This is a genomic window from Janthinobacterium agaricidamnosum NBRC 102515 = DSM 9628 (genome assembly GCF_000723165.1).
Classification (GTDB): domain Bacteria; phylum Pseudomonadota; class Gammaproteobacteria; order Burkholderiales; family Burkholderiaceae_D; genus Janthinobacterium; species Janthinobacterium agaricidamnosum.
In genome coordinates, this window is sequence record NZ_HG322949.1 from 1,476,018 (window position 1) to 1,502,895 (window position 26,878).

The 26,878-nt window shown below is 59.6% G+C and carries 27 protein-coding genes and 1 pseudogene; 15 read left to right on the forward strand and 13 right to left on the reverse strand.

The annotated features are described in order from the left end of the window. Positions 1 to 356: 356 nt before the first annotated feature. A pseudogene (locus tag GJA_RS26550) lies at positions 357 to 626 on the forward strand (hypothetical protein); the annotation flags it as partial. A gap of 271 nt (positions 627 to 897) precedes the next feature. Here the strand turns inward: GJA_RS26550 and GJA_RS06285 are convergent. Then, positions 898 to 2,307, reverse strand: a complete 1,410-nt coding sequence (locus tag GJA_RS06285; RefSeq protein WP_038490014.1) for an FAD-binding oxidoreductase — start codon at positions 2,305 to 2,307, stop codon at positions 898 to 900. Positions 2,308 to 2,414: 107 nt separating this feature from the next. Beyond that, a complete protein-coding gene (locus GJA_RS06290) occupies positions 2,415 to 2,816 on the reverse strand; it encodes a PRC-barrel domain-containing protein (RefSeq protein ID WP_038490015.1) in 402 nt (133 codons plus the stop codon). A 235-nt stretch (positions 2,817 to 3,051) separates the two neighbouring features. On the opposite strand from GJA_RS06290, the gene GJA_RS06295 reads away from it, so the two are divergent. The 3 genes from GJA_RS06295 to ftsB all read left to right on the forward strand — a co-directional run bounded on the left by GJA_RS06295 (position 3,052) and on the right by ftsB (position 6,634). Beyond that, on the forward strand, positions 3,052 to 4,719 hold the full coding sequence (locus GJA_RS06295; protein ID WP_038490017.1) for a CTP synthase: 1,668 nt from the start codon (positions 3,052 to 3,054) through the stop codon (positions 4,717 to 4,719). A gap of 227 nt (positions 4,720 to 4,946) precedes the next feature. After that, positions 4,947 to 6,230, forward strand: coding sequence for a phosphopyruvate hydratase (gene eno, locus GJA_RS06300; RefSeq protein ID WP_038490019.1), 1,284 nt, complete (start codon positions 4,947 to 4,949; stop codon positions 6,228 to 6,230). Between the two features lie 65 nt (positions 6,231 to 6,295). Further along, positions 6,296 to 6,634, forward strand: a complete 339-nt coding sequence (gene ftsB / locus GJA_RS06305; protein WP_051780373.1) for a cell division protein FtsB — start codon at positions 6,296 to 6,298, stop codon at positions 6,632 to 6,634. A 356-nt stretch (positions 6,635 to 6,990) separates the two neighbouring features. On the opposite strand, the gene GJA_RS06310 is transcribed toward ftsB, so the two are convergent. The 4 genes from GJA_RS06310 to GJA_RS06325 form a co-directional block, all read right to left on the reverse strand. Further along, the gene (locus GJA_RS06310) at positions 6,991 to 7,254 is read right to left on the reverse strand and encodes a hypothetical protein (RefSeq protein WP_038490022.1); all 264 of its coding nucleotides are present in this window, start codon (positions 7,252 to 7,254) and stop codon (positions 6,991 to 6,993) included. A gap of 198 nt (positions 7,255 to 7,452) precedes the next feature. Beyond that, positions 7,453 to 7,782, reverse strand: a complete 330-nt coding sequence (locus GJA_RS06315) for a type II toxin-antitoxin system RelE/ParE family toxin (RefSeq protein WP_038490025.1) — start codon at positions 7,780 to 7,782, stop codon at positions 7,453 to 7,455. Between the two features lie 21 nt (positions 7,783 to 7,803). Further along, positions 7,804 to 8,061, reverse strand: a complete 258-nt coding sequence (locus GJA_RS06320; RefSeq protein WP_038490028.1) for a type II toxin-antitoxin system Phd/YefM family antitoxin — start codon at positions 8,059 to 8,061, stop codon at positions 7,804 to 7,806. A gap of 177 nt (positions 8,062 to 8,238) precedes the next feature. Then, positions 8,239 to 8,850, reverse strand: coding sequence for a cysteine hydrolase family protein (locus GJA_RS06325; protein WP_038490031.1), 612 nt, complete (start codon positions 8,848 to 8,850; stop codon positions 8,239 to 8,241). A 122-nt stretch (positions 8,851 to 8,972) separates the two neighbouring features. Between GJA_RS06325 and GJA_RS06330 the strand changes: the two genes are divergently transcribed. Further along, positions 8,973 to 9,959, forward strand: a complete 987-nt coding sequence (locus GJA_RS06330) for a GlxA family transcriptional regulator (protein WP_038490034.1) — start codon at positions 8,973 to 8,975, stop codon at positions 9,957 to 9,959. Positions 9,960 to 10,190: 231 nt separating this feature from the next. On the opposite strand, the gene GJA_RS06335 is transcribed toward GJA_RS06330, so the two are convergent. The 4 genes from GJA_RS06335 to GJA_RS06350 all read right to left on the reverse strand — a co-directional run bounded on the left by GJA_RS06335 (position 10,191) and on the right by GJA_RS06350 (position 15,513). Continuing rightward, positions 10,191 to 11,324 carry a glycerophosphodiester phosphodiesterase gene (locus tag GJA_RS06335; RefSeq protein WP_038490035.1) on the reverse strand — a complete coding sequence of 378 codons (1,134 nt, stop codon included), beginning with the start codon at positions 11,322 to 11,324 and terminating at the stop codon, positions 10,191 to 10,193. Further along, the gene (locus GJA_RS06340) at positions 11,324 to 13,675 is read right to left on the reverse strand and encodes a TonB-dependent receptor (RefSeq protein WP_242404458.1); all 2,352 of its coding nucleotides are present in this window, start codon (positions 13,673 to 13,675) and stop codon (positions 11,324 to 11,326) included. Before GJA_RS06340 ends, GJA_RS06335 begins: the two co-directional genes overlap by 1 nt. A 353-nt stretch (positions 13,676 to 14,028) precedes the next feature. Then, positions 14,029 to 14,982 (reverse strand): Hsp33 family molecular chaperone HslO, encoded by a 954-nt coding sequence (hslO, locus tag GJA_RS06345; RefSeq protein ID WP_038490040.1) that lies wholly within the window; start codon positions 14,980 to 14,982, stop codon positions 14,029 to 14,031. Positions 14,983 to 14,988: 6 nt separating this feature from the next. Then, on the reverse strand, positions 14,989 to 15,513 hold the full coding sequence (locus tag GJA_RS06350; protein ID WP_038490043.1) for a gamma carbonic anhydrase family protein: 525 nt from the start codon (positions 15,511 to 15,513) through the stop codon (positions 14,989 to 14,991). A 183-nt stretch (positions 15,514 to 15,696) separates the two neighbouring features. Here GJA_RS06350 and GJA_RS06355 point away from each other — a divergent pair, with 183 nt between their 5' ends. The 9 genes from GJA_RS06355 to bamC all read left to right on the forward strand — a co-directional run bounded on the left by GJA_RS06355 (position 15,697) and on the right by bamC (position 23,850). Beyond that, positions 15,697 to 16,575 carry an alpha/beta fold hydrolase gene (locus GJA_RS06355; RefSeq protein ID WP_038490045.1) on the forward strand — a complete coding sequence of 293 codons (879 nt, stop codon included), beginning with the start codon at positions 15,697 to 15,699 and terminating at the stop codon, positions 16,573 to 16,575. Positions 16,576 to 16,680: 105 nt separating this feature from the next. Further along, the gene (locus tag GJA_RS06360) at positions 16,681 to 17,514 is read left to right on the forward strand and encodes a 3',5'-nucleoside bisphosphate phosphatase (RefSeq protein ID WP_038490048.1); all 834 of its coding nucleotides are present in this window, start codon (positions 16,681 to 16,683) and stop codon (positions 17,512 to 17,514) included. Positions 17,515 to 17,554: 40 nt separating this feature from the next. Next, positions 17,555 to 18,442 carry a protease HtpX gene (gene htpX, locus GJA_RS06365; RefSeq protein WP_038490050.1) on the forward strand — a complete coding sequence of 296 codons (888 nt, stop codon included), beginning with the start codon at positions 17,555 to 17,557 and terminating at the stop codon, positions 18,440 to 18,442. Positions 18,443 to 18,502: 60 nt separating this feature from the next. Continuing rightward, positions 18,503 to 19,126 (forward strand): L-threonylcarbamoyladenylate synthase, encoded by a 624-nt coding sequence (locus GJA_RS06370; RefSeq protein WP_038490053.1) that lies wholly within the window; start codon positions 18,503 to 18,505, stop codon positions 19,124 to 19,126. Positions 19,127 to 19,205: 79 nt separating this feature from the next. Then, the gene (locus GJA_RS06375; protein WP_038490056.1) at positions 19,206 to 19,877 is read left to right on the forward strand and encodes a site-2 protease family protein; all 672 of its coding nucleotides are present in this window, start codon (positions 19,206 to 19,208) and stop codon (positions 19,875 to 19,877) included. A 6-nt stretch (positions 19,878 to 19,883) separates the two neighbouring features. After that, on the forward strand, positions 19,884 to 21,086 hold the full coding sequence (locus tag GJA_RS06380) for a tryptophan--tRNA ligase (protein WP_038490057.1): 1,203 nt from the start codon (positions 19,884 to 19,886) through the stop codon (positions 21,084 to 21,086). A gap of 11 nt (positions 21,087 to 21,097) precedes the next feature. After that, positions 21,098 to 21,643 carry a class I SAM-dependent methyltransferase gene (locus GJA_RS06385; protein WP_081905609.1) on the forward strand — a complete coding sequence of 182 codons (546 nt, stop codon included), beginning with the start codon at positions 21,098 to 21,100 and terminating at the stop codon, positions 21,641 to 21,643. Between the two features lie 83 nt (positions 21,644 to 21,726). After that, a complete protein-coding gene (gene dapA / locus GJA_RS06390; RefSeq protein ID WP_038498899.1) occupies positions 21,727 to 22,605 on the forward strand; it encodes a 4-hydroxy-tetrahydrodipicolinate synthase in 879 nt (292 codons plus the stop codon). A 63-nt stretch (positions 22,606 to 22,668) separates the two neighbouring features. Continuing rightward, on the forward strand, positions 22,669 to 23,850 hold the full coding sequence (gene bamC / locus GJA_RS06395; RefSeq protein ID WP_038490064.1) for an outer membrane protein assembly factor BamC: 1,182 nt from the start codon (positions 22,669 to 22,671) through the stop codon (positions 23,848 to 23,850). A 155-nt stretch (positions 23,851 to 24,005) separates the two neighbouring features. On the opposite strand, the gene GJA_RS26555 is transcribed toward bamC, so the two are convergent. The 3 genes from GJA_RS26555 to GJA_RS06410 all read right to left on the reverse strand — a co-directional run bounded on the left by GJA_RS26555 (position 24,006) and on the right by GJA_RS06410 (position 26,160). Continuing rightward, positions 24,006 to 24,248: a hypothetical protein gene (locus tag GJA_RS26555; protein ID WP_038490067.1), complete on the reverse strand. Its 243-nt coding sequence runs from the start codon at positions 24,246 to 24,248 to the stop codon at positions 24,006 to 24,008. 299 nt (positions 24,249 to 24,547) lie between these two features. After that, positions 24,548 to 25,024, reverse strand: a complete 477-nt coding sequence (locus GJA_RS26560; RefSeq protein ID WP_167541086.1) for a DUF7931 domain-containing protein — start codon at positions 25,022 to 25,024, stop codon at positions 24,548 to 24,550. Between the two features lie 11 nt (positions 25,025 to 25,035). Next, positions 25,036 to 26,160, reverse strand: coding sequence for a ribosomal protein uL16 3-hydroxylase (locus GJA_RS06410; protein ID WP_038490073.1), 1,125 nt, complete (start codon positions 26,158 to 26,160; stop codon positions 25,036 to 25,038). Between the two features lie 135 nt (positions 26,161 to 26,295). Between GJA_RS06410 and GJA_RS06415 the strand changes: the two genes are divergently transcribed. Continuing rightward, positions 26,296 to 26,844 carry an FKBP-type peptidyl-prolyl cis-trans isomerase gene (locus GJA_RS06415; RefSeq protein WP_038490076.1) on the forward strand — a complete coding sequence of 183 codons (549 nt, stop codon included), beginning with the start codon at positions 26,296 to 26,298 and terminating at the stop codon, positions 26,842 to 26,844. Positions 26,845 to 26,878 lie beyond the last annotated feature (34 nt).

Below are 26,878 nucleotides of genomic sequence, written 5' to 3' on the forward strand. Positions count from 1 at the left end.
CAGTGCCATTTTGTCCTGCCGCTCCCTGCGCGACCCTGCGCCATCGTTCGCGATACTAAACTAAAGGTAGCTATGGTCGGCATTTTTTGAAGGGTGCCTCTACGGTCGCCCTGCGGGTTCCCTACGAGGCACTTTCCAAAAAATATTGCGCTATCGATACCTTACCGTTGTGGACTGTTCTCCAACCCTCCGTACAGCCATGTTTTGAGTGAAAAAATATAAGTTCCAGCTTCCAGGAGAATCCAAGCATAAAGTCGCATTCCTGTACAAATTTAATGGTCGGCTATTGCCGATAAAAAAGTGGCAATGTTATCTCTTTATTATTGATAACGGCTTTCAAATTTGGTTTGTATTTCGATATCGACGTCGACTTCGAACACCAGCGACGTGAAGAAGTGATCCAGTATATCTATCGCAAATACGGCCGCGAACGGGCCGCGCTGGCCGCCGTGGTGATCAGCTACCGGCCGAAAAGCGCTTTGCGCGACAGTGGCCGGGCGCTGGGGATCGATCTGGATATCGTCGAAAAAGTGGCCAAGGCGCATCACTGGTTTGACGGCAAGCGCGACTTGCTGAACCGCCTGGCCGAATGCGGACTCGATCCGCTGGCGCTGCTGCGTCCGCAATTGCTGGAGCGGTGTTTCATGCCGGCAACCACCTTGGCCGCATACAAGAATGGGCAACTGGCGCGGGCCTGCGGCATTGTCACCATGCGCCAGCGTCCCGGCACCGCCAAGGGCGTGATCTTCATGACGCTGGAAGATGAAAGCGGCAGCGTCAATGTGAACGTCTGGCTGGCGCTGATCGACCAGCAGCCGCGACTTTTGTTAAGATGGCCATATGGGTACCTTGACCTTTCGATTCGCGCGTCCAGGCGACATGTGACATAGTCGCTATTTACCAATCCACGATCTTGCCTGGATTCATGATGTTCTTCGGATCCAGCGCATGCTTGATGGCGCGCATCGTGTCGATCGCGCCTTCGCCATGCTCCTCGATCAGGAACGGCATCTTGTGCAAACCCACCCCATGTTCGCCGGTGCAGGTGCCATCCATCGCGATGGCGCGCGACACCATGTCGTGGTTCACTTGTTCAGCCAGCGCGATCTCGTCGGCATGGTCCGGATCGACCAGCATCAGCACATGGAAATTGCCGTCGCCGACATGGCCGATGATGGAATACACGATGCCATGCTTTTCGCAATCGGCCTTGGTGTCCAGGATGCATTCGGCCAGCCGCGAAATCGGCACGCAGCAATCGGTCGAAATCGAGCGGCTGCCGGGGCGCATTTGCAGCAGCGCAAAGAAGGCGTTGTGGCGCGCCGCCCACAGCCTGCTGCGGTCTTCCGGCCAGCTGGCCCATTCGAAGCCGCTGGCGCCATGCTCGTCGGCGATGCTTTGCACCAATTGCGCCTGCTCTTCGACGCTGGCCGGCGTGCCGTGGAATTCAAACAGCAGCAGCGGTTTTTCCGGCAAGTTCATCTTGTCGTAGGCGTTGATGGCCTTGACGCTGTTTTCATCGAGAAACTCGACGCGCGCCACCGGCACGCCCATCTGGATGGTCTGGATCACCGCATTGACCGCATCGCCGGCCGAGCCGAAGGAACAGACCGCGGCGGAAATCGCTTCCGGCAATGGATACAGCTTGACGGTCACTTCGGTGATGATGCCCAGCGTGCCTTCGCTGCCGACGAAGACCCGGGTCAGGTCGTAGCCGGCCGACGATTTGCGGGCGCGGGTGCCGGTCTTGATGATGCGGCCGTCGGCGGTGACCACGGTCAGCGCCAGCGTGTTGTCGCGCATGGTGCCGTAGCGCACGGCATTGGTGCCGGACGCGCGCGTCGCCGCCATGCCGCCCAGCGACGCGTCGGCGCCCGGGTCGATCGGGAAGAACAGGCCGTTATCCTTGATCTCCAGGTTCAGTTGCTTGCGTTTCACGCCCGCTTGCACGGTGGCGGTCAAGTCTTCCGGGTGCAGCGCGACAATCTTGTCCATCAGCGACAAGTCGATGCTGACGCCGCCTTGTACCGCCAATAAATGGCCTTCCAGCGAGGTGCCGCTGCCGTAGGCGATCACCGGCACGTCGTGCGCGCTGCATAGCTTGACGGCGGCCGCCACTTCTTCGCTGGACTGGGCGAAGATCACCGCGTCCGGCGGCATCGGGGCGTAACTCGATTCATCGCGGCCGTGATGCTCGCGCACCGCCTGCACCGTCGAAAAACGGTCGGCGAAGATTAATGACAGCACGGCGATCAGCGATGCCGGCAGCGGTTTTTTCAGGGTGGCCAGGTGTACAGGGTGGTTCACGGGTGTCCTCCATTTTTTTATTCTAACCCGTCAGCCTGATGCGCGCCGTCCCGCCGATGTCAAGCTGCCGGGCTGAGGCCCGGCAGCTTGAGTGAGGCGCTTGCGGGTTAATGCGGCGACGTGCCGTAATAGGAATGGATGGTATTGGCCCAGCGCTGGTCGGCCATGTCCGGCCAATGGTCGCTGTCGAAGCCCGGCGCGTTGTCGAGCCGTTCGCGTTCGATGTCGAGCGTGAAGCGTTTATTGACGGTATCGAGCAGCAGCGCTTCCCACGGCACGGCGAACAGTTTGGCGCCGATGTTGAACATGCCGCCATGCGACAGTACCGCGTAGGCGATTTTGCCGCTGCGCATGTCGAGCATGATTTCCTTGATTTCGCCGAGATGTTCGTCCCGCACATTATGGACATGGTCGCCGATCAGCGTGTCCGCGCCCATCAGTTCAGGGCCCGGACCCTTGCGGCCGTGGTCGACATACATGCCAAATGCATCGCGTTCTTCGTAGCTCATGATGACCTCCCGTGTAAAACTGCAGCATGGCACTGCAAGCTGAAGCGGTATGTTCGGTCACCCACATAAAAATACTATCCTGGAAAGATTTCCGGTAAAGCGGTGTTGTGCGTTCGCAGCATGAAACGGCTGCATGGCCGGATTTAAGCGGAATTTTCGCTGCGGATGACGTCGTCAAGAGCGGGTTTAGTGTATAATTTCAATTTCCCGCACGTGCCGTTCGGCACCATCTGCAATGACCAAATTTGTCTTCGTCACTGGCGGCGTTGTGTCTTCCCTTGGTAAAGGGATAGCCGCCGCCTCTCTCGCCGCGATCCTCGAATCGCGCGGCCTCAAAGTCACCATGCTCAAGCTCGACCCGTATATCAACGTCGATCCTGGCACGATGAGCCCTATGCAACACGGTGAAGTTTTCGTTACCGACGACGGGGCGGAAACCGACCTCGACCTCGGTCACTACGAGCGTTTCATTTCCACCCGCATGAAAAAGGTGAATAACTTCACCACCGGCCAGATCTATGAATCGGTGATCCGCAAGGAACGCCGCGGCGAATATCTGGGCAAGACGGTGCAAGTAATTCCTCACATCACCAATGAAATCCAGGATTACATCTATCGCGGCGCCGAAGGTTTCGACGTGGCGCTGGTCGAAATCGGCGGTACCGTCGGCGATATCGAATCGCTGCCATTCCTCGAGGCCGCACGCCAGCTGAGCCTGCGCGCAGGCCGCAAGTCGTCCGCCTTCGTGCACCTGACGCTGGTGCCTTACCTGGCCTCGGCCGGCGAACTGAAAACCAAGCCGACCCAGCACAGCGTGCAAAAGCTGCGCGAAATCGGCATCTCGCCCAACGCGCTGCTGTGCCGCGCCGACCGCCGCATCCCGGACGACGAGCGGGCCAAGATTTCGCTGTTCTCGAACGTCGAAGAAGCGGCCGTGATTTCCGTCTGGGACGCCGACACCATCTATAAAGTGCCGCAAATGCTGCACGACCAGGGGCTCGATGCGATCGTCTGCGACGCGCTGGGCCTGGACCCTGCGCCGGCCGACCTGTCGGTGTGGAGCAAGATCATTTACGCGCTGGAACATCCGAAAGCGGAAGTGACCATCGGCATGGTCGGCAAATACGTCGAACTGACCGAGTCGTACAAATCGCTGACCGAGGCGCTGCGCCACGCCGGCCTGTACACCGAAAGCCGGGTCAATATCGAGTACATCGATTCGGAAGAAATCGAATCGACCGGTTGCGCCGGCCTGGCCAAGTACGACGCCATCCTGGTGCCGGGCGGCTTCGGCAAGCGCGGCGTGGAAGGCAAGATCAAGGCCGCCCAGTTCGCCCGCGAAAACAAGATCCCTTACCTGGGCATTTGCCTCGGCATGCAAGTGGCGCTGATCGAATACGCCCGCAACAAGGCTGGCATGGCGAATGCCAACTCGACCGAATTCGACCTGACCACCGACCAGCCGGTAGTGGCGCTGATCAATGAGTGGCAAAACCACGACGGCAAAGTCGAATTGCGCGACGAAAACTCGGACCTCGGCGGCACCATGCGCCTGGGCGCGCAAACCTGCGCCGTCAATCCGGGCACGCTGGCCGCCGAAATCTACGGCAGCGTCGTTACCGAGCGTCATCGCCACCGTTACGAAGCCAACAATCATTACCTGGGCCGCGTCGAAGCTGCCGGCCTGGTCGTGTCGGCCCGCACCCCGAGCGAAGACTTGTGCGAAATCATGGAATTGCCGCGTAGCGGCGACAACAGCCACCCTTGGTATATGGGCGTGCAGTATCATCCTGAGTTCAAATCGACGCCGCGTGGCGGCCATCCGCTGTTCACGTCGTTCATCAAGGCGGCGCTGGCGCATCAGGCGGCCGGCGGCACGGTGGCCGATGCCAACGTTGCATGACGTGGTAAGAGCTTGATCGCTGCCCGGACCGGTACTTTTCCGCCCGCCAACTGGCGCACGGAAAGTGCGGCCGGGCAGCTTGCTGAACAGCTTTAATTTTGATGCTTTGCTGAATCTGCTGGACTCCCCCGGTGCTTGTTCTTGCCGGGATTCCCGTTTGACCCTAGTGCAAATTGCGCATCAGAACGCAATTAGCCGACTTGTTACGCTTAACTTTGGAGAATGACATGAGTGCTATCGTTGATATTATCGGCCGTGAGATCATGGACTCGCGCGGCAATCCGACCGTCGAATGCGACGTTTTGCTGGAATCCGGTGTCATGGGCCGCGCCGCCGTGCCATCGGGCGCCTCGACCGGTTCGCGCGAAGCGGTGGAATTGCGCGACGGCGACGCCAAGCGTTATTTCGGCAAGGGCGTGCTGCAAGCCTGCGAAAACATCAATACCGAAATCGCCGAAGCCATCATGGGCCTGGACGCCAATGAACAGGCATTCCTGGACCGCACCCTGATCGACCTGGACGGCACCGAAAACAAATCCCGCCTGGGCGCCAACGCGATCCTGGCCGTGTCGATGGCGGTCGCCAAGGCCGCCGCCGAAGAAGCCGGCTTGCCGCTGTACCGTTATTTCGGCGGTTCCGGCGCGATGCAAATGCCAGTGCCGATGATGAACGTCATCAACGGCGGCGCGCATGCCGACAACAACCTGGACATCCAGGAATTCATGATCATTCCGGTCGGCGCGCCATCGTTCAAGGAAGCCATCCGCTACGGCGCGGAAGTATTCCACACGCTGAAAAAGATCCTGCACAAGAAAGGCTTGAACACCAACGTCGGCGACGAAGGCGGTTTCGCGCCATCGCTGGCCAACCACGAAGAAGCCATCAAGCTGATCATCCAGGCGATCGAAGAAGCCGGCTACGAGCCAGGCACCCAGATCGCCATCGGCCTGGACTGCGCGGCATCCGAGTTCTACAAGGACGGCAAGTATGAGATGGAAGGCGAGGGACTGAGCCTGACCGCGGCCGAATTCACCAACCTGCTGGCGACCTGGTGCGACAAGTACCCGATCATCTCGATCGAAGACGCGATGCATGAAGGCGACTGGGACGGCTGGGCGATCCTGACCGCCGAACTGGGCAAGAAAGTGCAACTGGTGGGCGACGACCTGTACGTCACCAACACCAAGATCTTGAAAGAAGGCATCTCGAAAGGCATCGCCAACTCGATCCTGATCAAGATCAACCAGATCGGCACCCTGACCGAAACCTTCGCCGCCATCGAAATGGCCAAGCGCGCCGGCTACACCGCCGTGATCTCGCACCGTTCCGGCGAAACCGAAGATTCGACCATCGCCGATATCGCGGTTGGCACCAACGCCTTGCAAATCAAGACCGGCTCGATGTCGCGTTCGGACCGCATGGCCAAGTACAACCAGCTGCTGCGCATCGAGGAAGACCTGGGCGACATCGCCAGCTACCCAGGCCGCGATGCGTTCTATAATCTGAAGTAATTTGACGTAGTTTGAATTACCGGCCGGAATTTTCCGGCCGGTTTAGCATTAGCCTTCTTTTTCCTATGCGCCTGATTTCGCTGGCTCTCGCCGCCTTGTTGTTGTTGATACAGATCCCGCTGTGGTTGGGCAAGGGCGGCTGGCTGCGCGTGGCCGACATGGAAGCCCAGGTTGCCGTGGCGCAAAAGAAGAATGTGGAATTGAAAGCCCGCAACGCCAAGCTCGATTCCGAAGTGCGCGACCTGAAGGACGGCACCGGCGCGGTCGAGGAGCGGGCCCGTTACGAACTGGGCATGGTCAAGCAAAACGAGATTTTTGTGCAGATCGTCGGCAAAGGACAAGTGCCGCCGGAAAAACGGATCCAGAACCCGGACGCGCCGAAAGACGCAGCGCCGCTGGACTGAGCCAGCCGGCGGGCCGCCAGCGTGTTGGATGCGCTGGTTTCGGCCTGATATTGTGATTACTTTGCTACTGAGTGCTGTTGCTGCTTTGCAGCAAGACGCCAAACCGTGGCGCCTGTCTTGTCGATGTCTTGCAACCTGTCCCAGCAGGGAGCATCGTCTGAGTGGCTGTCCGCAGGCGATGTATTCTCTACTGGGATAGGCTCTTAGTCCTGGGCTTGTACCTTGAACAGGAAAAAGCGGGTTGCGGTAACTGCGACTGCCAGAACAACCAGGCCGTATTCAATGATCATCATGATGGATTTCCTTTAAGTTGGTAAGTATTTGAATGCTTTGTAGATTGATACTTTGCCGATTGTTTAGCCGCGCGACGCCATGAAGCGCAGTTCAGCGGCCAGGTTCGGCATCATCTTTTCGTAGCGTGCCGCTTCCGAGGTCAGCACGGCAATATCTTGCTGGCTAGGGCGGACATAACGTTCGTCGGCGATCGCGCCGGTTTCTTTTTCAGCGAGGGTTTGATAGGGCTTGGCCGCCAGCAGGGCGCGCAGCAAACCGCGCGCTGCCACTGCCAGGTTGCGGAAATAGCCGTTGTCTTGTACGTAGTTGCTGGTGATGCTAGTCATGCTTCACTCCATGAATCATGTGATGTTGCATTGCACAATATCGGAGTTGTGATTATTCGTCCAATTTCAAATTCCAATTTCAGAAATTCGATTTGTGAATAATAGGGGCGTAGAGGTGGTGTTTTGGTGATTGCAACTATTTGTAACTTTGAAACAGTGACGTGGTTTCGGCTGGGTTGCCGATGTTGTGATCGAAATTCAAGGTTGCTGGCCTAGACGTTTTTCCAGCAGTGATTTCATGTCGCGGCGTGTATCCACAATGATATGGATGTACACAACATCCGCTCGAACTTCATAAATGATACGGTTCATGCCCGCTAAGACTTGGCGGTACTTTGTTGTACCATATTGCCTGATTTCATCCGGCACTGTACCGGATTGTGGAAACGACTTCAATAAACGTATACTTTTCTTGATTTTGGCGTAACTATCTTGCCAAGTAGTGACAGAAAAGTGTTGTATGAGGTATGTTTGCAAATCTTTCAAGTCTTGCTCTGCTTCGTCAAGAACGACAACCCGGGTGTTCATCGTTAAACGTCGTTAAGCAGCTTAATCTACATCTGCAAATACATCCTCTGCGTCGCGAAATTTTCCTTGTTGGATTTGTTGCTCTCCCCTCGACAATATCTTCAGCAAAGCCAGCGCCTGCTCCTTCTCCTCATAGATTTTAACATCCATGACAACCAGTCTGGCTTGGCCGTCTTGTGTGATGACCAGGGGTTCTGCCGTCCCGGACAAGTCTTTGAGTATATCGCCAGCATCGCTTTGAAGATAACTGATCGGCTTGCTATAAGAATACGTCTTCATGGCCAAATTCCTCCTGCATCGTTACTTGAATAATCAGTGTAGACGTAATCGCTACGGCTATCCAGTCTGTTTGAGTGCGGGTTGAGGCAAACTTGATAGCGCTCATCGCCAATACCAGATTGCTTCGTCCCACGACCAGCCTCCTCCAATGCTGCGGCCGCGGGCGGAGCAGAGTGCTCAGAACACCGGCAATTGCAACACTTGTTCGGTGCTCAGGATATCGGCAAAGGTGTCGGCCAGCGTCACCAGCGACGCCGCATGCAGCGTGGCATGGCCGACCACGCTGCCATTCGCGGCGTCCAGGTCGCGCGTGGCGCAGGCGTCTTCGGCGACGATCACGTCATAGCCGGCCGGCACCGCGTCGCGGGTGGCGCCCGATACGCAGGCATGCGTCATCAAGCCGCTGATGATCAGCGTCTTGATGCCAGCGGCTTTCAGGCGTGCATCGATATCGGTGCTGGCAAAGACGCTGACGGTGCTTTTCCGAATCACTTGATGGCCTGCTTGAGGTTGCAACTCGGCATGGAATTTTACGTTGTCGCCATGGTCGGCAAAGATCGGCGAGCCGGCCGGCGTCACGTGCTGGACATGAAATACTGGAATCTGGTGCCGGTCGGCCAGGGCGATCAGGCGCTGGGCGTTGTGCAGCGCCTTGATGCCATCCGGAATCGGCAGCTTGCCGCTGAAGTATTCATTCTGGAAGTCGATCACCAGCAAGGCGCTGCTGCTGGCGGTGATGTGGCGCGCGGCGGTGGCGCCGGCGATGGTGCGGATGCTTGGATGGTTCATGGTCGATTCCTCTGTCGGTGATTAAAAAAGCCGCAATGGCTGGCGTGCAGGAAAAAGTATAGGCCGCCGCCTTTTCATCTGTAAGTGGCCCGAAAGCCAAATAATGATAGGATTGGGCCATCATGATAATTTCATCACTTTCCACTGGCCAGCACACCATCGCGCTGATCGCCTTTGACGGCATTAGTCCGTTTCATTTGTCGGTGCCTTGCATGGTGTTTGGCGACGACCTGGCCCGGCTCGGCATTCCCCGTTACCGCTTGCTGATTTGCGCACAACAGACGGGCACGGTCCGTACCATGTCGGGTTTCAATATCGAGGTCGAGCATGATCTGTCCGCCGTGGAGCAGGCCGATACGGTGATCGTTCCCGCCTGGCGCGATCCGGATGAAACGCCGCCCGAGGTATTGCTGGAAGCGTTGCGCAGCGCGCAGCGGCGCGGCGCGCGCATCGTCGGCCTGTGCCTGGGCGCGTTTGTGCTGGCCGAAGCCGGCTTGCTCGACGGCCGGGCGGCATCGACCCATTGGGCATGGGGCGACGATTTCGCCAAGAAATATCCGAAGGTAAAGCTGGACCGCAAAGCGCTGTATGTCGACGATGGCGACATCATGACCTCGGCCGGCACCGCCGCCGCCATCGATTGCTGCCTGCATTTGCTGCGCCGCGATCACGGCGCCGAGGCGGCCAACAAGATCGCCCGCCGCATGGTGGTCGCGCCGCGCCGCGACGGCGGCCAGGCGCAATATATCGAGCAGCCTGTGCGGCAGGGCAGCGGTGGCGACTTGCTGGCCAGCACCCTGGATTGGGCCATCGCGCATCTGGATCAAAGCTTGACGCTCGATACGCTGGCGCAAAAGGCGGCGATGAGCCGGCGCAATTTTACGCGGCGTTTTAAAATGAAATGCGGCAGCACGGTGTCGCAATGGCTGTTGAATCACCGGCTGGCGGCCAGCCAGCGCTTGCTCGAAACTACCGACACGGCCATCGAGCGCATCGCCGAAGCGGTCGGCTTTGGTTCCGCCGTATCGTTGCGGCAGCATTTCATGGCGGCGTTTTCGATCTCGCCGGCCGCTTACCGGCGCCAGTTCAGGCTGTCCCGCGAGACTTGACGGCGCATAAAAAACGGCCCGCTTCCGGTAAGGAGCGGGCCGTTTCGCCAGGCGCTATCAGGCTGGATGCTTAGAGCCTATCCCAGTAGATGAATACGCCCTCTTCTGGCGCCCCTCAGCAGCGGGGACTGCGTTGATCGTCGTCGCGTGGCCCGCCACGCTTGCTCCTCACGCCTGGTCCGCACTGCTGATGCGCTGCCAGCAGAAGACGCTCACTACTGGGATAGGCTCTTAGCCGCCGACGGCGATCTTGCCGAGACCCGGATCGTCGCTGAAGAAACCGTCGATGCCGGTGTCGATATAGCGTTTCATTTCGGCGATCGAACCCGCTTCGTTGCGGCTGTTCGGGCCCTGGCCGTCGCGGAAGTCCGCCGCCAGGAACTGGTTTTCCGGGCGGAAGGTCCAGATGTGCACCAGCAAGCCTGCCTTGTGCGCATCGTCGACCAGCGAGGTCGGCGCCAGCAAGCGCTCATCCTTGCCCAGCGGGATGATGCCACGGGTCGGCGGCGCCACCACGTCGGCGTAGCGGGCGATGTCGCGCAGGCCGGACGGCGTCAGCATGTCGTTGAAGGTCAGCTTGCCGCCAGCGGCCGCCACATCGCTCGGGCGCAGCGGCATGTCGACCACCAGCTGCATCAGGCGCATATTGGCTGGCTTGCCCAGCTTGCCGCGCAAGTATTTCAGGTTGGCGATTTCAAACGACTGGATCTCGACCGGCGCGCGGCGGGTATATTCGTGCGCTTTCAGGATGTCGACAAAACGGTCTTCCATCGGCAAGCCGACCGACGCGAAATAGGTCGAGCTTTTCAATTCCGGCACGATGCCGATGATGCGGCCCTGGGCGGCCGATTCGGCGGCGACGAAATCGATGATTTCTTCGAAGGTGGGAATCTGGAATTGACCGTCGTAGCGGGTATTGTTCGGGCGAACTTTCGGCAAGCGTTCGATCGCGCGCAGCGTCTTCAATTCCGCCAGCGTGAAATCGTCGACGAACCAGCCGTCATGGGCTTCGCCATCGACGGTCTTCTTGCTGCGGCGCGAAGCGAATTCCGGCCGTTGCGCGACGTCGGTGGTGTCGGTCATATGGGTTTCATGACGCGCCACCAGCACGCCGTCGCGGGTCGAGACCAGGTCCGGCTCGATATAGTCGGCGCCGTCGCGGATCGCCTTGGCGTACGACGCCAGCGTGTGTTCCGGACGCAGCGCGCTGGCGCCGCGGTGGGCGAACACCAGCGGCGGCGGCGCTTCGGTCGGCAGCAGACGGCTGGCGGCGAAGGCCGGCATGGACGCCAGCGCGATGCCGCCGGCGCTGGCTTTCATGAAACTACGGCGCGAAAAGGCGCGCAAGGGATTGTGTTGATCCATTAAAACTCCGCAGTCAAAGTCAGGAAGCCCTGACGTGGTGGGATAGGGAAGGTATTGTAGGTACCGCTGGCGGCGCCGACCACCACGTTCAGCGAACCTTCGCGGTTCATCAGGTTGCTGACCGTGACTCTCCAGCGCGGATTTTTCAGCCAGCTGGCCAGCGCCGGCAATTTGCCGGACACGCCCAGGCTGGTCAGGAAGTAGCCCGGTACCGACAAGTCGTTGGTGTAGGTTGCGTAGCGTTTGCCCTCGTAATCGCCGATCAGTTGAACTTCGACATCGCCGAGATTAGCCGTGGCGACAAATTTATTCATCCACTCCGGTGCGCCCGGCACGATCTTGCCAGCCGTCGGCACCACTGCCGCGCCGTTGTTGTAGTTATCCGAATACAAGGAACGGTTGTACGACAATGCATTGTAGAACGAGAAGGTGCGGCCGAAGTGCAATGTTCCAGAAAGATCGATACCGTCGGTGCGCACGCTGCCGACGTTGGCCAGCACCGGATTACCGCCGATGATCGCCGAAATCACCGGCGTCGGGCTGATCTGCAGCAAGCGGTTGCTGAAATCGACGTGGTACAGATTGACCTGGCCATCGATAGCAGTCAGCGGACCGAGGTCGAGCTGGTGATTGCCGCGTATCCCGGCTTCATAGGTGACCGAGGTTTCCGGCTTGGCGTTGTCGCGGAACAGGTCGAACGCGGCCTGGCTGGCCAGGCTCCATGGCGATGCGCCGCCGCCGCCGTAGGTGACGAACTGGCGCAAGTTTTGCTGGACGTTGACATACAGCTGGTCGCGCGGCGTGAAATCCCAGCGCGCGCCGATTTGCGGCAAGAACCATTTTTTGGTGTCGATCTGGCCGACCGGCAAGGCGGTCGAACCGCCGGCGATCGCGCCCTTCAGCGGCTGGACCGGGAATTGGCCATCGGCAAATTGCAGGCTGGACTTGAAGCCGGCTTGCAGCGACAGGTCAGGACGGATGCGCCATTCATCTTGCAAATGCCACTGGAACACGCGGTTGTTGATGTCGCTGCCGTACTGGGTGATCAAAGGATTGACCGGACGGTCGTAGGGCGAGCTTGGATTGTTGACGTCCAGCGCGTACCAGCGGCGGTAGGCCGACGATTTGTTCTGCTCGAACCAGGCGCCCATTTCAATCTGGTGGTTGCCCCATTCCTTGCGCAGGTTCGAGATAAAGCCGCCGCGGTTGATCTGGTATTCGGTGGTGCGGGTGGCGTAGCCGGAATTGCCGAACACTTGCTTCAAGTTCTGGTTCGGGTAATACACGCCGAACAGCGCCGGCAAGCCCGCCACGCCGATCGGGCCGGCCACCACGCCGACGCCGTCGTCGTTGTGGTAATACACCTGATTGGACCAGGTCAGCGTGTCGCTCAGGTTGGCGTCGAACTTGGCGTAGGCCAGGTAGTCGGTGCGTTGCGCATCGCTGTAATAGTTGCGGTAGTTATTGCCGTCGGCGGCAGGCGTGGCGCCGGTCGGCGACAGATAATTCAGCGCGGCGCCGAAATTCGGATACAGGAACGGGCGGGTGTACGGCGCGCTGGTTTCGCCGGCCACGTGCACGGTGCTGTCTTCGTTCGGTTCGATCTTGTCGGAGTAGTTGAAGAACAGCGTCAGCTTGCCGGCGTCGCTCTTGTTGACGAACTTCGCGTTGACCTGGTCGCCGCCCTGGCGGCCGTCGAAATCCCAGGCGTGGGCTTCATGGTGCAGCACCGAAATATAGGCGCTGTTGCCTTCGCCAAACACGCCGCTATCGTAGCGCAGGAAGGTGCGCGACGTCTTGTGGCTGCCGACGGTTTGCTGGATGCTGCCGCCTTGCCTGGCCAGCGGATCGCTGGAATAGGTTTCGATGGTGCCGCCCAGGTTGCTGGTCGACGCGGTCGCCAGGTCGCCGGCGCCGGACGACAGCACCACGCTGCTGACGTTTTCGCTGATCACCGCGCGTTGCGGCGACAAGCCGTTGTAATTGCCGTATTGCTGGTCGCCCAGCGGTACGCCATCCATGGTGTAACCCAGTTGCTGGCCGCTGAAACCATGCACGAACAGCGACAGGTTTTGTTCGTTATTGCCCCAAGGGTCGGCGGTCTGGAAAGCGACGCCCGGCAAGGTTTCCAGCGCTTTTAAGGGATTGGTGCCCGGCAGGATTTTCTGGATTTCCGCCTTGTTCAAGGCCACCGAGGAACGGGTCTTGTTGGACGAAACTTCCACCGTGGCGATCGGCGTCGCATCGACCGCGCCACTGGACGAAGCGGCGGCGTCCGCCATTGGCGCCGCCATGTCGCTGGCGGCCGCCGCCACCGCCGCCGCGACGGCGGTTTGCGCAAAGGCGGGCATGCTTAGCGCAACGGCACAAACGGCGCCAGCAGCAAGCAAAACGTGGGGAGAGCCGCGGCGTGGCGCCGACTTCAATTTCTGGTTCATCTAGTAAGCCTGTAAAAGACAATTGGTTAGAATGCGACGCAGCGCAGCGTAACCAGCTTATGTGACAGCTTGATGACCGGAAAATGACGATTGTGTGAAATTTTAATGAAGAAAAGCGGCGCCTGATTCTTTGCAGAATGAGGCGCCGCTTGGCCGATGCTTCCTGAAGATGGCCTGAATGTTTGCTGAGTTAACTTTAAAGATAGCCTGCCTGGCAAAACGTTGAGGGCAATGCAACGCCGCCATGGACGTTTTGTCGGACGCTCTTAGTGCTTGATATCGCTGGCCGGTATCAATACTTCGGCCGGTGCATCGCTGGCAAACAGTTGCGCGCAATCGACTTTGTCGAAATCGTAATGCTGGCCGCAGAAATCGCAATTGACGCCGACGTTGCCCAATTCTTCCAGCGCGCTGTCGACTTCTTGCTGACCCAGCATTTTCAGCATATTGCCGACTTTTTCGCGGGTGCAGGTGCAGTGGAAGCTCGGGTGCACCGGATCGAATACGCGGATGGTTTCCTCCCAAAACAGCCGCTGCATCAGCGTATCGATATCGGTGGCCAGGATTTCTTCCTGTTTCAGCGTCGACGCCAGCATCACGGCGCGGTTCCAGGTTTCCAGCGCTTCATCCTCGGTCAGCGCGGTCGCTTCCGCCTTGCCGCCGTTGAATGGCAATTTTTGCAGCAGCAAGCCGCGCGAGGTCTGGTCGTCGGTGGCCAGCCACAAACGGGTGTCGAGCTGTTCCGAACGCAACATGTAATTCTCGATCACGGTCGCCATATCGTCGCCGTCCAGCGGCACGATGCCCTGGTACGGTTGCTGGCCCGGCATTTTTTCCAGCGGATCCAGCGTGATGATGAAGCGACCCTTGCCATTCGCGTTCAGCAATTGCGGCACGGTGGCGCCGTCGGCGATCACCGCTTCCGGATCGAGCTTGGCGGTGGCGCGCAAGCGCAGTTCCGCATCGCATTCGACCACCATCAGGCGCACCGGCCCGTCGCCATGGATTTGCATGATGATGGAACCGTTGAATTTCAGGTTGGCCGACAGCAACGCGGCGGCCGCCAGCATTTCGCCCAGCACGGTCTTGACCGCGCCCGGGTAGTCATGGCGGGCCACCACTTCGCGCCAGGTGCCGGACACGTCGATGAATTCGCCGCGCACCGAAGTGTTGTCGAAAATAAATTTTTGCAGCGTATCTTTGCCGGCGTTGGTGGTCATGGTGCTTTATCCTATTTTATTGAGTTGTGTCTTGAACAGTTGTCCGCGCCGCACATACGTGGCGGCGTTAGCTTGCAGGCGTGCGATCTCTTCTGCCGTCAGGCTGCGCACGGCCTTGGCCGGTGTACCGATGATTAATGTGTGGTCGGGAAATTCCTTGCCTTCCGTCACCAGGGCGCCGGCGCCGACCAGGCAACCGTTGCCGATTTTGGCGCCATTCAGGATCACCGCCTGGATGCCGATCAGCGCACCATCGCCGATGGTGCAGCCGTGCAGCATCGCCTGGTGGCCGATGGTGACGTTGTTGCCTACCGTCAGGGGATAACCCATGTCGGTATGCAACACCGACGACTCTTGCACATTGCTGTTGTCGCCGATGGTGATGCGTTCATTATCGCCGCGTAAGGTCACGCCGAACCAGACCGAAACATATTCCCCTAGCGTTACCTTGCCGATCACGGCGGCGGAATCGGCGACAAAAGCAGTGGCGTCAATCTGGGGCGCGTCGGCGCCCAATTGGTAGATGGTCATGGTCAGTCTGGTGAATACTGCGTTGGAATAACGCTATTTTACGCTGTCGCCACAGCCTGCCGGCATGTCGGCCCGAAGGCTATCCGGTATAATTATAGAACGGTCGTACTTTTATAGCGTCTTTTATTTTGTGTAACAGCTCTTATGTGGCGACGAGGAGCTTACTTTCAAGGCAATCAATCCATGAAACCTTCCCGTTCCGAATTCATCACCTTGCGCGGCGCGCGCACCCATGTGCGCCATTGGGGCCGCGACGGTGCGCCGCTGTTGTTCATGGTGCATGGCTGGATGGATGTGGCGGCCTCGTTCCAGTTCGTCGTCGATTGCCTGCAAGGCGATTGGCATGTGATCGCGCCGGACTGGCGCGGTTTCGGCCTCAGCGAGCGGACCCGTGAGGAAACTTACTGGTTCCCCGACTATGTGGCCGACCTGGAGGCGTTGCTGCTGCATTATTCGCCGCATCAGCCGGTCAACCTGCTCGGCCACAGCATGGGCGCCAACGTGGCCGGCATTTATGCCGGCGTGCGCCCCGGGCGGATTTGCAAGCTGATCAACCTGGAAGGATTCGGCTTGCCGGCCACCAGGCCGGAACAGGCGCCGGGGCGCTACGCCAGATGGCTGGACGAATTGCGGGTGCCGGCCGAAATGCGCAGCTACCCGAGCCGGCAGGCGGTCGCGGCGCGGCTGCAAAAGACCAATCCGCGCTTGCCCGATGAGCGGGCCGACTTTCTGTCGCAGCACTGGTCGGCCCAAAATGCCGAAGGGCAATGGGAAATCCTCGGCGACCCCCTGCACAAGCGCAGCCATCCCTTGTTGTACCAGGTCGAGGAAACTATGGCGTGCTGGGCCGCGATCACCGCGCCGGTGCTGTGGATCGAGGCGGACGATACCAATATGTGGCAATGGATGGGGCCGAAGCCGGAAGCGCGCATCGAAATCGACCGCCGCCTCGGCTTCCTGAAGGATGTGACCACCCGCATGATGGCCGACGCCGGCCATATGCTGCACCACGACCAGCCGGCCGAACTGGCGCGGATGGTGGAAGAGTTTTTGGCGGCGTGAGCCGGGGCGTCATGCTCAGTCCGCTTTGATCCGTGCGATCGGGACAAGCAGCGTACAATGGAAGCTTCTTTTCCATTTTGCTGAGCCGGGCAAGGCCTTGTTTTTATGCTTAAAGTCGACCTGCATTGCCATTCCAACATTTCCGACGGCTTGCTGGCGCCTGCCGCGGTGGCCGCGTACGCGCGCAAGGCCGGCGTCGATGTGTGGGCGCTGACCGACCACGACGAAGTGTCCGGCATCGCCCGCGCCCGTAGCGCCGCGCTGGAACTGGGCATGCGCTTTGTCGCGGGGGTCGAGATTTCGATTACCTGGGCTGGCCAGACGGTGCATATCGTCGGCTTGAATATCGATGAAAACCATCCCGGCTTGCTGCAAGGCCTGGCCAGCACCCGTTCCGGGCGCGATGCGCGCGGCCGCGAAATTGCCGCGCAGCTGGAGCGGGCCGGCATCCCGGGCGCGTATGAAGGCGCGCTGAAATTCGTCGGCAACCCGGACTTGATGTCGCGCACCCACTTTGCCCGCTACATCGTCGACAGCGGCAAGTGCGCCAATATTCCTGAAGTGTTCCGCAAGTATTTGTCGGAAGGCAAGCCCGGTTATGTCGCGCACCGCTGGGCCACGCTGGCCGACGCGGTCGGCTGGATCCGCGGCGCCGGCGGCCTGGCGGTGATCGCCCATCCGGGCCGCTACCATTTCAGCGCCACCGCCCAGGGCGTGTTGTTCGACGAGTTCAAGCAACTGGGCGGGGTGGCGATCGAAGTGGTCACCGGCAGTCATACGCCGGACCAGTATCCGGAATATGCGCGGCTGGCCAACGATTACGGCTTCCTGGCGTCGCGCGGCAGCGATTTCCACGCGCCCGGCGAATCGCGGGTCGATTTTGCGATGCTGCCGCCGTTGCCGGCCAATGTGAGGCCGATCTGGCACGACTGGTTTTAGCGCCTGTAACAGTGAGGCAATTTCAATCGGAGGTATCGCTATGAAACGTATCGTCCTGTTTATTGTCACCAACCTGGCCGTGATGCTGGTGTTGTCCATCGTGCTCGGTGTGCTGGGCGTGGGGCGTCCCGGCGCTGGCGCCGAGCTGGACCTGGGCAGTTTGATGGTGTTTTCGCTGGTGGTCGGTTTTACCGGCGCCATTATTTCTTTGCTGATCAGCAAACCGATGGCGAAATGGTCGACCGGCGCGCGTGTCATCGAGCATCCGTCGTCATCGACCGAGTTGTGGCTGGTCAATACCGTGCGCGCGCTGAGCGAACGGGCCGGCATCGGCATGCCGCAAGTGGCGATCTACGATGGCGAACCGAACGCCTTCGCCACCGGCGCGTTCAAGAATTCGGCGCTGGTCGCGGTGTCGACCGGTTTGTTGCAAAGCATGACACAGCAAGAGGTAGAAGCCGTGCTGGGCCATGAAATCGGCCACGTCGCCAATGGCGACATGGTGACGCTGACCCTGATCCAGGGCGTGGTGAATACCTTCGTGGTGTTTTTGGCGCGGGTGGTCGGCTTTTTTGTCGATAATGTCTTGTTGCGCAACAAGGACCAGCAGGGCGGCGGCCGCGGCATCGGCTATTTTGTCACCGTGATGGTGTGCGAAGTGCTGTTCGGCTTGCTGGCGTCGATCATCGTGGCCTGGTTTTCGCGCCAGCGCGAATTCCGCGCCGACGCCGCCTCGGCCCGCTTGCTGGGCAGCCCGGCGCCGATGGTCAATGCGCTGGCTCGCCTGGGCGGCGTGCCGGCCGGCGCATTGCCGCAATCGATGCAGGCGCTGGGCATTACCGGCGGCCACAAGGGCTGGTCGGCGCTGTTCGCCACCCATCCGCCACTGGAAGAGCGCATCGCCGCCTTGCGTGGCGGCATGCAGTAATGACAAGCCGATAATGCCAGCCCTATAATGATGGCAACTTCATAAAAGAATCAGCCTGACATGAGTCAATTTTTCCAGATCCATCCCGATAATCCGCAGCAGCGCCTGATCAAGCAGGCCGCGCAGATCATCCATGGCGGCGGCATCGTCGCGTTGCCGACCGATTCCTGCTACGCGCTGGTGTGTCACCTGGACGACAAGGGCGCGGTCGAGCGTTTGCGGCGCATTCGCGGCATCGATGAAAAACATCATCTGACCTTGCTGTGCCGCGACTTGAGCGAAATCGGCGTGTATGCGCGGGTCGACAACCGCCAGTTCCGCCTGCTGAAAGCGGCCACGCCGGGACCGTACACGTTTATCCTGGAAGCAACCCGCGAAGTGCCGCGCCGCCTCAGCCATCCGTCGCGCAAGACCATCGGCTTGCGGGTGCCGCAGCACCGCATCGTGCAATGCCTGCTGGAAGAACTGGGCCAGCCGCTGCTGGGCACCACGCTGATCATGCCGGGCGACAGCGACAGCTTGAACGACGCCGACAGCATCCGCGCACAGCTGGAAAAGCAGATCGAACTGATCGTCGATGGCGGCGCCTGCGCATTCGAGCCGACCACCGTGATCGACTTGAGCGGCGCCGAAGCGGAGCTGGTGCGCCAGGGCCGTGGCGACGCCGCCATCTTCGGTCTTTAACTTCGGCCGCAACGCCTATTTATGCGGCCGTGGCGGGGCCGCGACTGGCAAGCAATCCGGCTCTGGTAGAATTCCGCCCATGAGCGATATTAACGAAGTAATCCAAACCATCGCGGTCTACCTGATCCCGGTCCTGTTTGCCATCTCCCTGCATGAAGCGTCGCACGGTTATGCCGCGCGTTATTTCGGCGATCCGACCGCCTCCCACGAGGGTCGGCTGAGTCTTAATCCGATGCGGCACATCGACCCCTTCGGCACCGTGCTGCTGCCCTTGCTGCTGTATTTCACGATACAAGTGCCGTTCGGCTACGCCAAGCCGGTGCCGGTCGATTTCAGCCGCCTGCGCAATCCGAAGAAACAGATGGCCTGGGTGGCGTTCGCCGGTCCGGCCGCCAATTTTGCGATGGGCCTGGGCTGGATGATTTTCCTGGTGCTGCTGTATTCGGTGCATGTCGAGGAATCGTTTTTCCTGAAAATGGCGGCCGCCGGCGTCAGCGTCAACGCCGCCATGTTCGTCTTCAACCTGATCCCGGTGCCGCCGCTGGACGGCGGGCGCATCCTCACCGGCTTGCTGCCGATGGACCTGGCGCGCAAGTATGCCCGCATCGAGATGTACGGCATCTATGTGTTCGGCGCGCTGGTGCTGCTGATGTATTCGGGCGTATTGAGCGGCCTGCTGCGCGGTGCGATCGGTTTTGTCATCGGCGTGTTCCAGACGCTGGTGTATCCGCTGGCGTCCCTGCTGAGCTGAGCCGCCATGTATCCCGACCGTGTCGTTTCCGGCATGCGCCCGACTGGCGCGCTGCACCTTGGTCATTATCATGGCGCCCTGAAAAACTGGGTGCGCCTGCAAAGCGAGTTGCCTTGCCTGTTTTTCGTTGCCGACTGGCATGCGCTGACCACCCATTACGACGATCCGTCGCTGATCGAGCGCAGCACCTGGGACATGCTGGTCGACTGGCTGGCGGCCGGCGTCGATCCGTCGCAATCGACGCTGTTCATCCAGTCGCGGGTGCCGGAACATGCCGAGCTGCATTTGCTGCTGTCGATGGCCACGCCGCTGGGCTGGCTGGAGCGGGTGCCGACCTATAAGGACCAGATTGAAAACCTTGCCAGCAAGGATTTGGCGACCTACGGCTTTCTCGGTTATCCGTTGCTGCAGGCGGCCGACGTGCTGATTTACCGCGCCAGTCAGGTGCCGGTCGGCGACGACCAGGTGCCGCACGTGGAAATGATGCGCGAAATCGCGCGCCGCTTTAACCATTTGTACGGCAAGGAAAAAGGCTTTGAAATCAAGGCCGAGGAAGCCGTCAAGAAGCTCGGCAGCAAGCGCGCCAAGCTGTACAAGGAATTGCGGATTGCCTATCAGCAAGAAGGCGAGGACGAGGCGCTGGAGCAGGCCAAGGCCATGCTCGACGACGCCCAGAGCCTGTCGATGATCGACCGCGAGCGGCTGTTCGGCTATCTGGAAGGCAGCCGCAAGCTGATCCTGGTCGAGCCGCAAGTGCGCCTGACGGCCGCGTCGCGCCTGCCGGGCCTGGATGGCCGCAAGATGTCCAAGAGTTACGGCAATACGATCGCCTTGCGCGAAGACAAGGATGTGGTCGCCAAGAAAGTGCGCACCATGCCGACCGATCCGGCGCGGGTGCGCCGCAGCGACGCCGGCGATCCGGCCCGCTGCCCGGTGTGGCAATTGCATCAAGTGTATTCCCCGATCGACGTGTGCAGCTGGGTCGACAAGGGCTGCAAATCGGCCGGCATCGGTTGCATCGAATGCAAGCAGCCGGTGATCGACGCCATCGTCAAGGAGCAGGAGCCGATGCATGAACGGGCCCAGCCTTACCTGGACGATCCGTCGCTGGTGCGCGCCATCGTTGCGGACGGTAATGACACGGCGCGCAAGCTGGCGCAGGAAACCATGCGCGATGTGCGCGAAGCAATGGGATTGGTGTACAACTAATGGAACAAGCGATGGAAAAAATTTCTTGCTGGGTACAACGCTGGGCGCCGCTGGTGCCGAGCGGCGAAGTGCTGGACCTGGCCTGCGGCGCCGGCCGCCATGCGCGCCACCTGGTGACGCTGGGGCACCAGGTGATGGCGCTGGATCACGATCCGGACATGCTGGCGCAAGTTTGCGGGCAGGGCATCGTCACCTCGCAAGTCGACCTGGAAGCGCCGGGCGCGGTGTGGCCGTTCGCGGCAGGGCGTTTTGCCGGCATCGTGGTGACCAATTATCTGCACCGCCCGCTGCTGGAAAACATGCTGCGCAGCCTGGCGCCGGATGGTGTATTGATCTATGAAACCTTTGCCGATGGCAATGCCGAATTCGGCAAGCCGTCGAATCCGGCATTTTTATTGCAGCCGGGAGAAATGCTGGCCTGGGCGGCCAGCCACGGCTTGCGCGTGGTGGCCTTTGAGGATGGCCGGGTCGACCATCCAAAAGCTGCTATGGTGCAACGTTTATGCGCCGTCAAGCCGGATTTTCCACGGCAGGCGGCGCTTCTTGCGCCGTTTTGAGCGGTGATTCACTGTCAAGATGCACCACAGGCGCGGGCTATCCGCTACAATCGTTGTTTTATTTATCGGCGCACTATACTTATATGATTAAGGGCAGCATTGTAGCAATCGTTACCCCGATGCACGCTGACGGCAGCCTGGACTTTCCAGGTTTGCGCAAGCTGATCGATTGGCATATTGCCGAGGGTACAGACGGCATCGTGATCGTTGGCACCACCGGCGAATCGGCAACTGTGAGCGTGGAAGAACACTGCGAACTGATCAAGCTGACGGTCGAACATGCCAAGGGCCGGATTCCTATCATCGCTGGCGCTGGCGGCAATTCGACCGCCGAAGCCATCAAGCTGACCCGTTACGCCAAGGAAGCCGGCGCCGACGCGGTGCTGCAAGTCGTGCCGTATTACAACCGTCCGACCCAGGAAGGCATGTACCAGCACTTCAAGGCCATCGCCGAAGCGGTCGATATCCCGGTGATCCTGTACAACGTACCGGGCCGTACCGTGGCCGACATGAGCAACGACACCATCGTGCGCCTGTCCGCGATTGCCAATATCGTCGGCGTCAAGGACGCCACCGGCAATATCGCGCGCGCGATCGACTTGCTGCGCCAGGTGCCGGCCGATTTTGCCGTGTATTCCGGCGACGATCCGACCGCGCTGGCGCTGATGCTGTGCGGCGGCCATGGCAATATTTCGGTGACCGCCAACGTCGCGCCGCGCGCCATGCACGAACTGTGCGTCGCCGCCATGGCGGGCGAGCGGGCCACTGCGATCGCGATCAATAACAAGGTTTTCCCGCTGCATCAAAAGCTGTTTGTCGAGCCGAATCCGGTGCCGGTCAAATGGGCGCTGGCGGAAATGGGCTTGATGCCGGCCGGCCTGCGTTTGCCGCTGGTAGCGTTGTCGGCCGACTGCCATGATAGTGTCAGGAAGGCTTTGCGCGACGCCGGCGTATTACAATAAGACTATCAGCCCGGCCGAGTTCGGTCCGGATACTTCCGTTTTAGCTTCTTAACCAGTAACGACATGACTAATCGCAAGAAACTTAACCCGGCTTCCTCCGCCATCGCCGTTCGCGGCCTCGTCATTGGCGCCGTCGTGGCCAGCCTGAGTGGCTGCGGCATGATCAGCTCCGTTGTCGGTGGCAACAAGCTCGACTACAAGTCGGCCAAGAAGGCCAGCACGCTCGACGTGCCGCCCGACCTGACTCAATTGCAGGCAGATAACCGTTACTCGTTGCCGGACTCCAAAAATGGTATCGCCACGGCATCCGGCTACAATGCGCAAAAAGGCGTATTGCCGGGCACAATCGTCACTTCCGCCGGTATCACCACGGTGGTGCCGCTCAGCGCCGGCGACGTGCGCGTCGAGCGTTCCGGCAACCAGCGCTGGCTGGTCGTCAAGCAGGCGCCGGAAGTGTTGTGGCCGCAACTGAAGAAATTCTGGGAAGATTCGGGCTTCACGCTGGAAACGGATGCGCCGACCGCCGGCATCATGGAAACTGCGTGGAATGAAAACCGCGCCAATATCCCGCAAGACTTTATCCGCAGCACTATCGGCAAGGTATTCGATTCGCTGTATTCGACCGGCGAGCGCGACAAGTTCCGCACCCGCGTGGAACGCCTGGCGGATGGTTCGACCGAGATCTACATCAGCCATCGCGGCGCCCAGGAAGTGTTGACCGGCTCGCAAAAGGACACCACGACGTGGACCGCGCGTCCCAACGATCCCGGCCTGGAAGCCCAATTCCTGGCCAAGCTGATGGAGCGCCTCGGCAGCACCGAAGAAGCGCAAGCGAAGACCGCTATCGACAGCGCCGTGGTGCAGCCGCTGCACGCCAAGCTGGTCGGCGAAGGCGCTTCCCGCGGCGTGGAAGTGGATGAAGGGTTCGACCGCGCCTGGCGCCGTGTCGGCCTGGCGCTGGACCGGGTCGGCTTCACCGTCGAAGACCGCGACCGCATCCAGGGCACGTATTTTGTGCGCTATATCGATCCGGATTCGGTCAAGACCGAAGGCTTCTTCACCAAGCTGTTCAGCTGGGGCTCGTCCGACAAGGAAAAGGACAAGGATGCGCAGCGCTACCGCGTCTCGGTCAAGGCCGGCGCCGGTTCGACCAGCCTGGTGACGGTATTGAACAACGAAGGCAAACAAGATGCTTCGGCCACTTCCGAGAAGATCCTCGGCTTGCTGAACGAGCAGCTGAAGTAATCGGAGGAGGGCGCTGGAAACGGCGCCTTGCTTGCAAAAAACCGGCCGCTGGCCGGTTTTTTTTACGCCTGTTTTACGTCTGGCGGCGCTGGAAAGGAAAGCGGCAGACGTAAAAAAGCCGACCCGAAGGTCGGCTCTTTTAATGCCGGCTGATATTACTTAGCAGCGGAAGCAGCTGGAGCCGAAGCAGCAGCGTCAGCAGGAACCGAAGCGGCTGGAGCAGCAGCGTCAGCAGCTGGAGCGGCAGCAGGAGCAGCAGCGTCAGCGGCTGGAGCGGCTGGTGCTGGAGCAGCAGCAGGAGCTTCTACGACTGGTGCTGGTGCTGGTGCTTCTTCTTTTTTGGTGCAAGCAGCCAAAACAACAGCCATCAGGGAGACGATCAGCAGGGATTTTTTCATGGGTTTTCCTTAATTATTTCAAAATAAAATCAACAATGTTGCGATGAATAATTACCGGTAATTATCGCTCGTTAGGTCGTCTTCGAAGGCTTTTCGTACCAAGAGGTGCCTGCCAGACAACGGAAACTTCCTAACCGAATATTATAGCGATTTTTGGTGCGTCGCAATAGGAGCAAGAGGCAATTTCGCAACTATTTTGTGATAACGCAAGAATTACCGGAGCATTCCGATTGTAGTTCAATAATATTTGCGCCAGGACTGATTTTTGCGATGTAAATCGAGCATTTTTTTGACCTGGCTCATAATCCCGTAAGAGTAACATGCAGGCCCGGTATTGACTCGTCCCATAGGGCATCGAAGCGCTGGGCTTGAATGAAGAAATCTTCAGGATTTCCGGTGCTGGCGACACCCCGGAGTTGGTCTTTATGGAAGCGGCGCACCATATGGTGCCCATCGGCAATACAAAAGGAATCACTAAGCTGGCGCAGCTGCCGGCTGGTGACGCGGCATTCGACGGCATGGCTGAAGTCCTTCAGCAAGCGCAGGAAACGCGGCTGTTGACGTTCCAGGTAATGCTGATCATGGGTAATCAACTGAATCCGGCCATTGCCGCTTAATAAGCGCCGCAATTGCACATCGGTTTGGCTGGAGCCAAGTTGCCACAGGGAAAAATCAGCATCGAATAATTGCAATCGAGATTGGGCGCTGGAAAAGCACAGCTGCAACTGGGTTTCAAAATCCTTGCGGCTTGAAAATTCCACACGGTGCTTTTCCATTATGTGCCCTCTTATTTGGCGAATTCCAGCCAGCCATCCTGATACCAGGTGTACAGCGCATCCATCACGTCGTCGGAGGCGCTGGCCAGCGCGCTCCCGTCGAGCGCGCGCTGGTTGGCCAGCGCTTCCAGCGTGACCTTGTCGGCGCGGCCGATGGCGAACGATTCGCCGTTGATGAAGACGTTCTTGCCACGGTACAGCATCAAGGTCTTGCGCGACAGGGCCAGGCCTTTTTTAGCGGCGCTGCTGGCGAAGCGTTCCGGCGTCAGCGGCTTGGCCACCGGCGTGAAAAACACATTGTGCTTGGGCTCGGACAAATGTTCGCCGAGGAAGATGGTGACGTCGTCTTCGGTGAAGCGCACCTTGTTCATTTCATCGGCGATGGTGCTGAGCATATGGCGCGGGATTTCCGCCGGGTTTTTCGCCACCTCCAGTTCCGGATCGGCGTAACGGCCCGGCAAGTCGATCGAGTCGGCCATGAATTGCAGGAACGCTTCGCCCAGCTCCTGGTACGACGGCGAACGGAAACCGATCGAATACGTCTGGCAATCGCCGATCGCCACGCCGTCGTGGGCGTAGTGCGGCGGCAGGTACAGCATGTCGCCCGGTTCCAGCACGAATTCCTGGTCCGGCTTGAATTTGCTCAGTATCTTCAGCGGCAAGCCTTCGACCAGGCTCAAGTCCTTTTGCGCGCCGATCTTCCAGCGGCGCTGGCCTTGCGCTTGCAGCAGGAATACGTCGTACGAGTCGAAGTGCGGACCGACGCCGCCGCCATCGGTGGCGAAGCTGACCATCAGGTCGTCCAGCCGCGCATCCGGGATGAAGCGGAATTGGCGCAGCAATTCGTCGGCCTTGCCGTTGTGCAGGTTGACGCCTTGCACCAGCAAGCTCCATTCCTTTTGCTTCATCGGCGGCAGGCTGTTCAGCGGGCCTTGCTGCATCGCCCATTCGCCGTCGGCATGGCTGACCAGGCGCGCTTCGACGTCGTCGCGGGTCGCCAGCGCGGCCAGCGCGGCCACGTCGAGGAACGGTTTGAAGCCGGGAACGGCCTGGCGTATCAATAAGGGTTTTTTATGCCAGTAATCGCGCAAAAATTGCGCCGGCGTAATGTCGCCGAGGAGAGTGAATTTTTTCATGGCTACATTATATCAAGCAGTAAAGCGCCAGCGGCAAAGGGGCGGCATCGCGCCGGTGGCAAGACAGCGACAGATTCGCGCCGGGCCGGGCGAACGGGGTATAATTTGCCAGCTTATACAATGAAAGGAAGCACAATGAAGATTGCCAAGAACACGGTCGTGACTGTCAACTACAAACTGTCGGATGCGCAAGACAATTTGATCGAAGATGGCCGTCAGCCTATGGTCTATTTGCACGGTGATTATGAAAACACCCTGCCTAAGATCGAAGAAGAGCTGGATGGCAAGGAAGTTGGCTACTCCAATACTATTCAGATCGAACCGGATGACGCGTTCGGCGAATACGACCCGGCGCTGGTCAAGGTCGAGCCGCGCGCTCGCCTGCCTGAGCCGCTGGAAGTGGGCATGCAATTCGAAGGCATGCCGGAAAGCGATTCGGCTGACGAAGAAGCGATGATCTTCACCGTCACCGATATCGCCGACGACAAGGTCGTTCTCGACGGTAACCATCCACTGGCCGGCATCGCGCTGCGTTTTGCGCTGACCGTGGCCGACGTGCGTGAAGCCACCGACGAAGAAATCGCCCACGGCCACGTGCACGGCGCGCATGGCCACGCACATGACGATGAAGATGATGGTGATGAAGAATCGGGTGATCACTTCCGTACTCATCCGATTCACTAAGAGCCTATCCCGGTAGATGAATACGCCCTGTTCT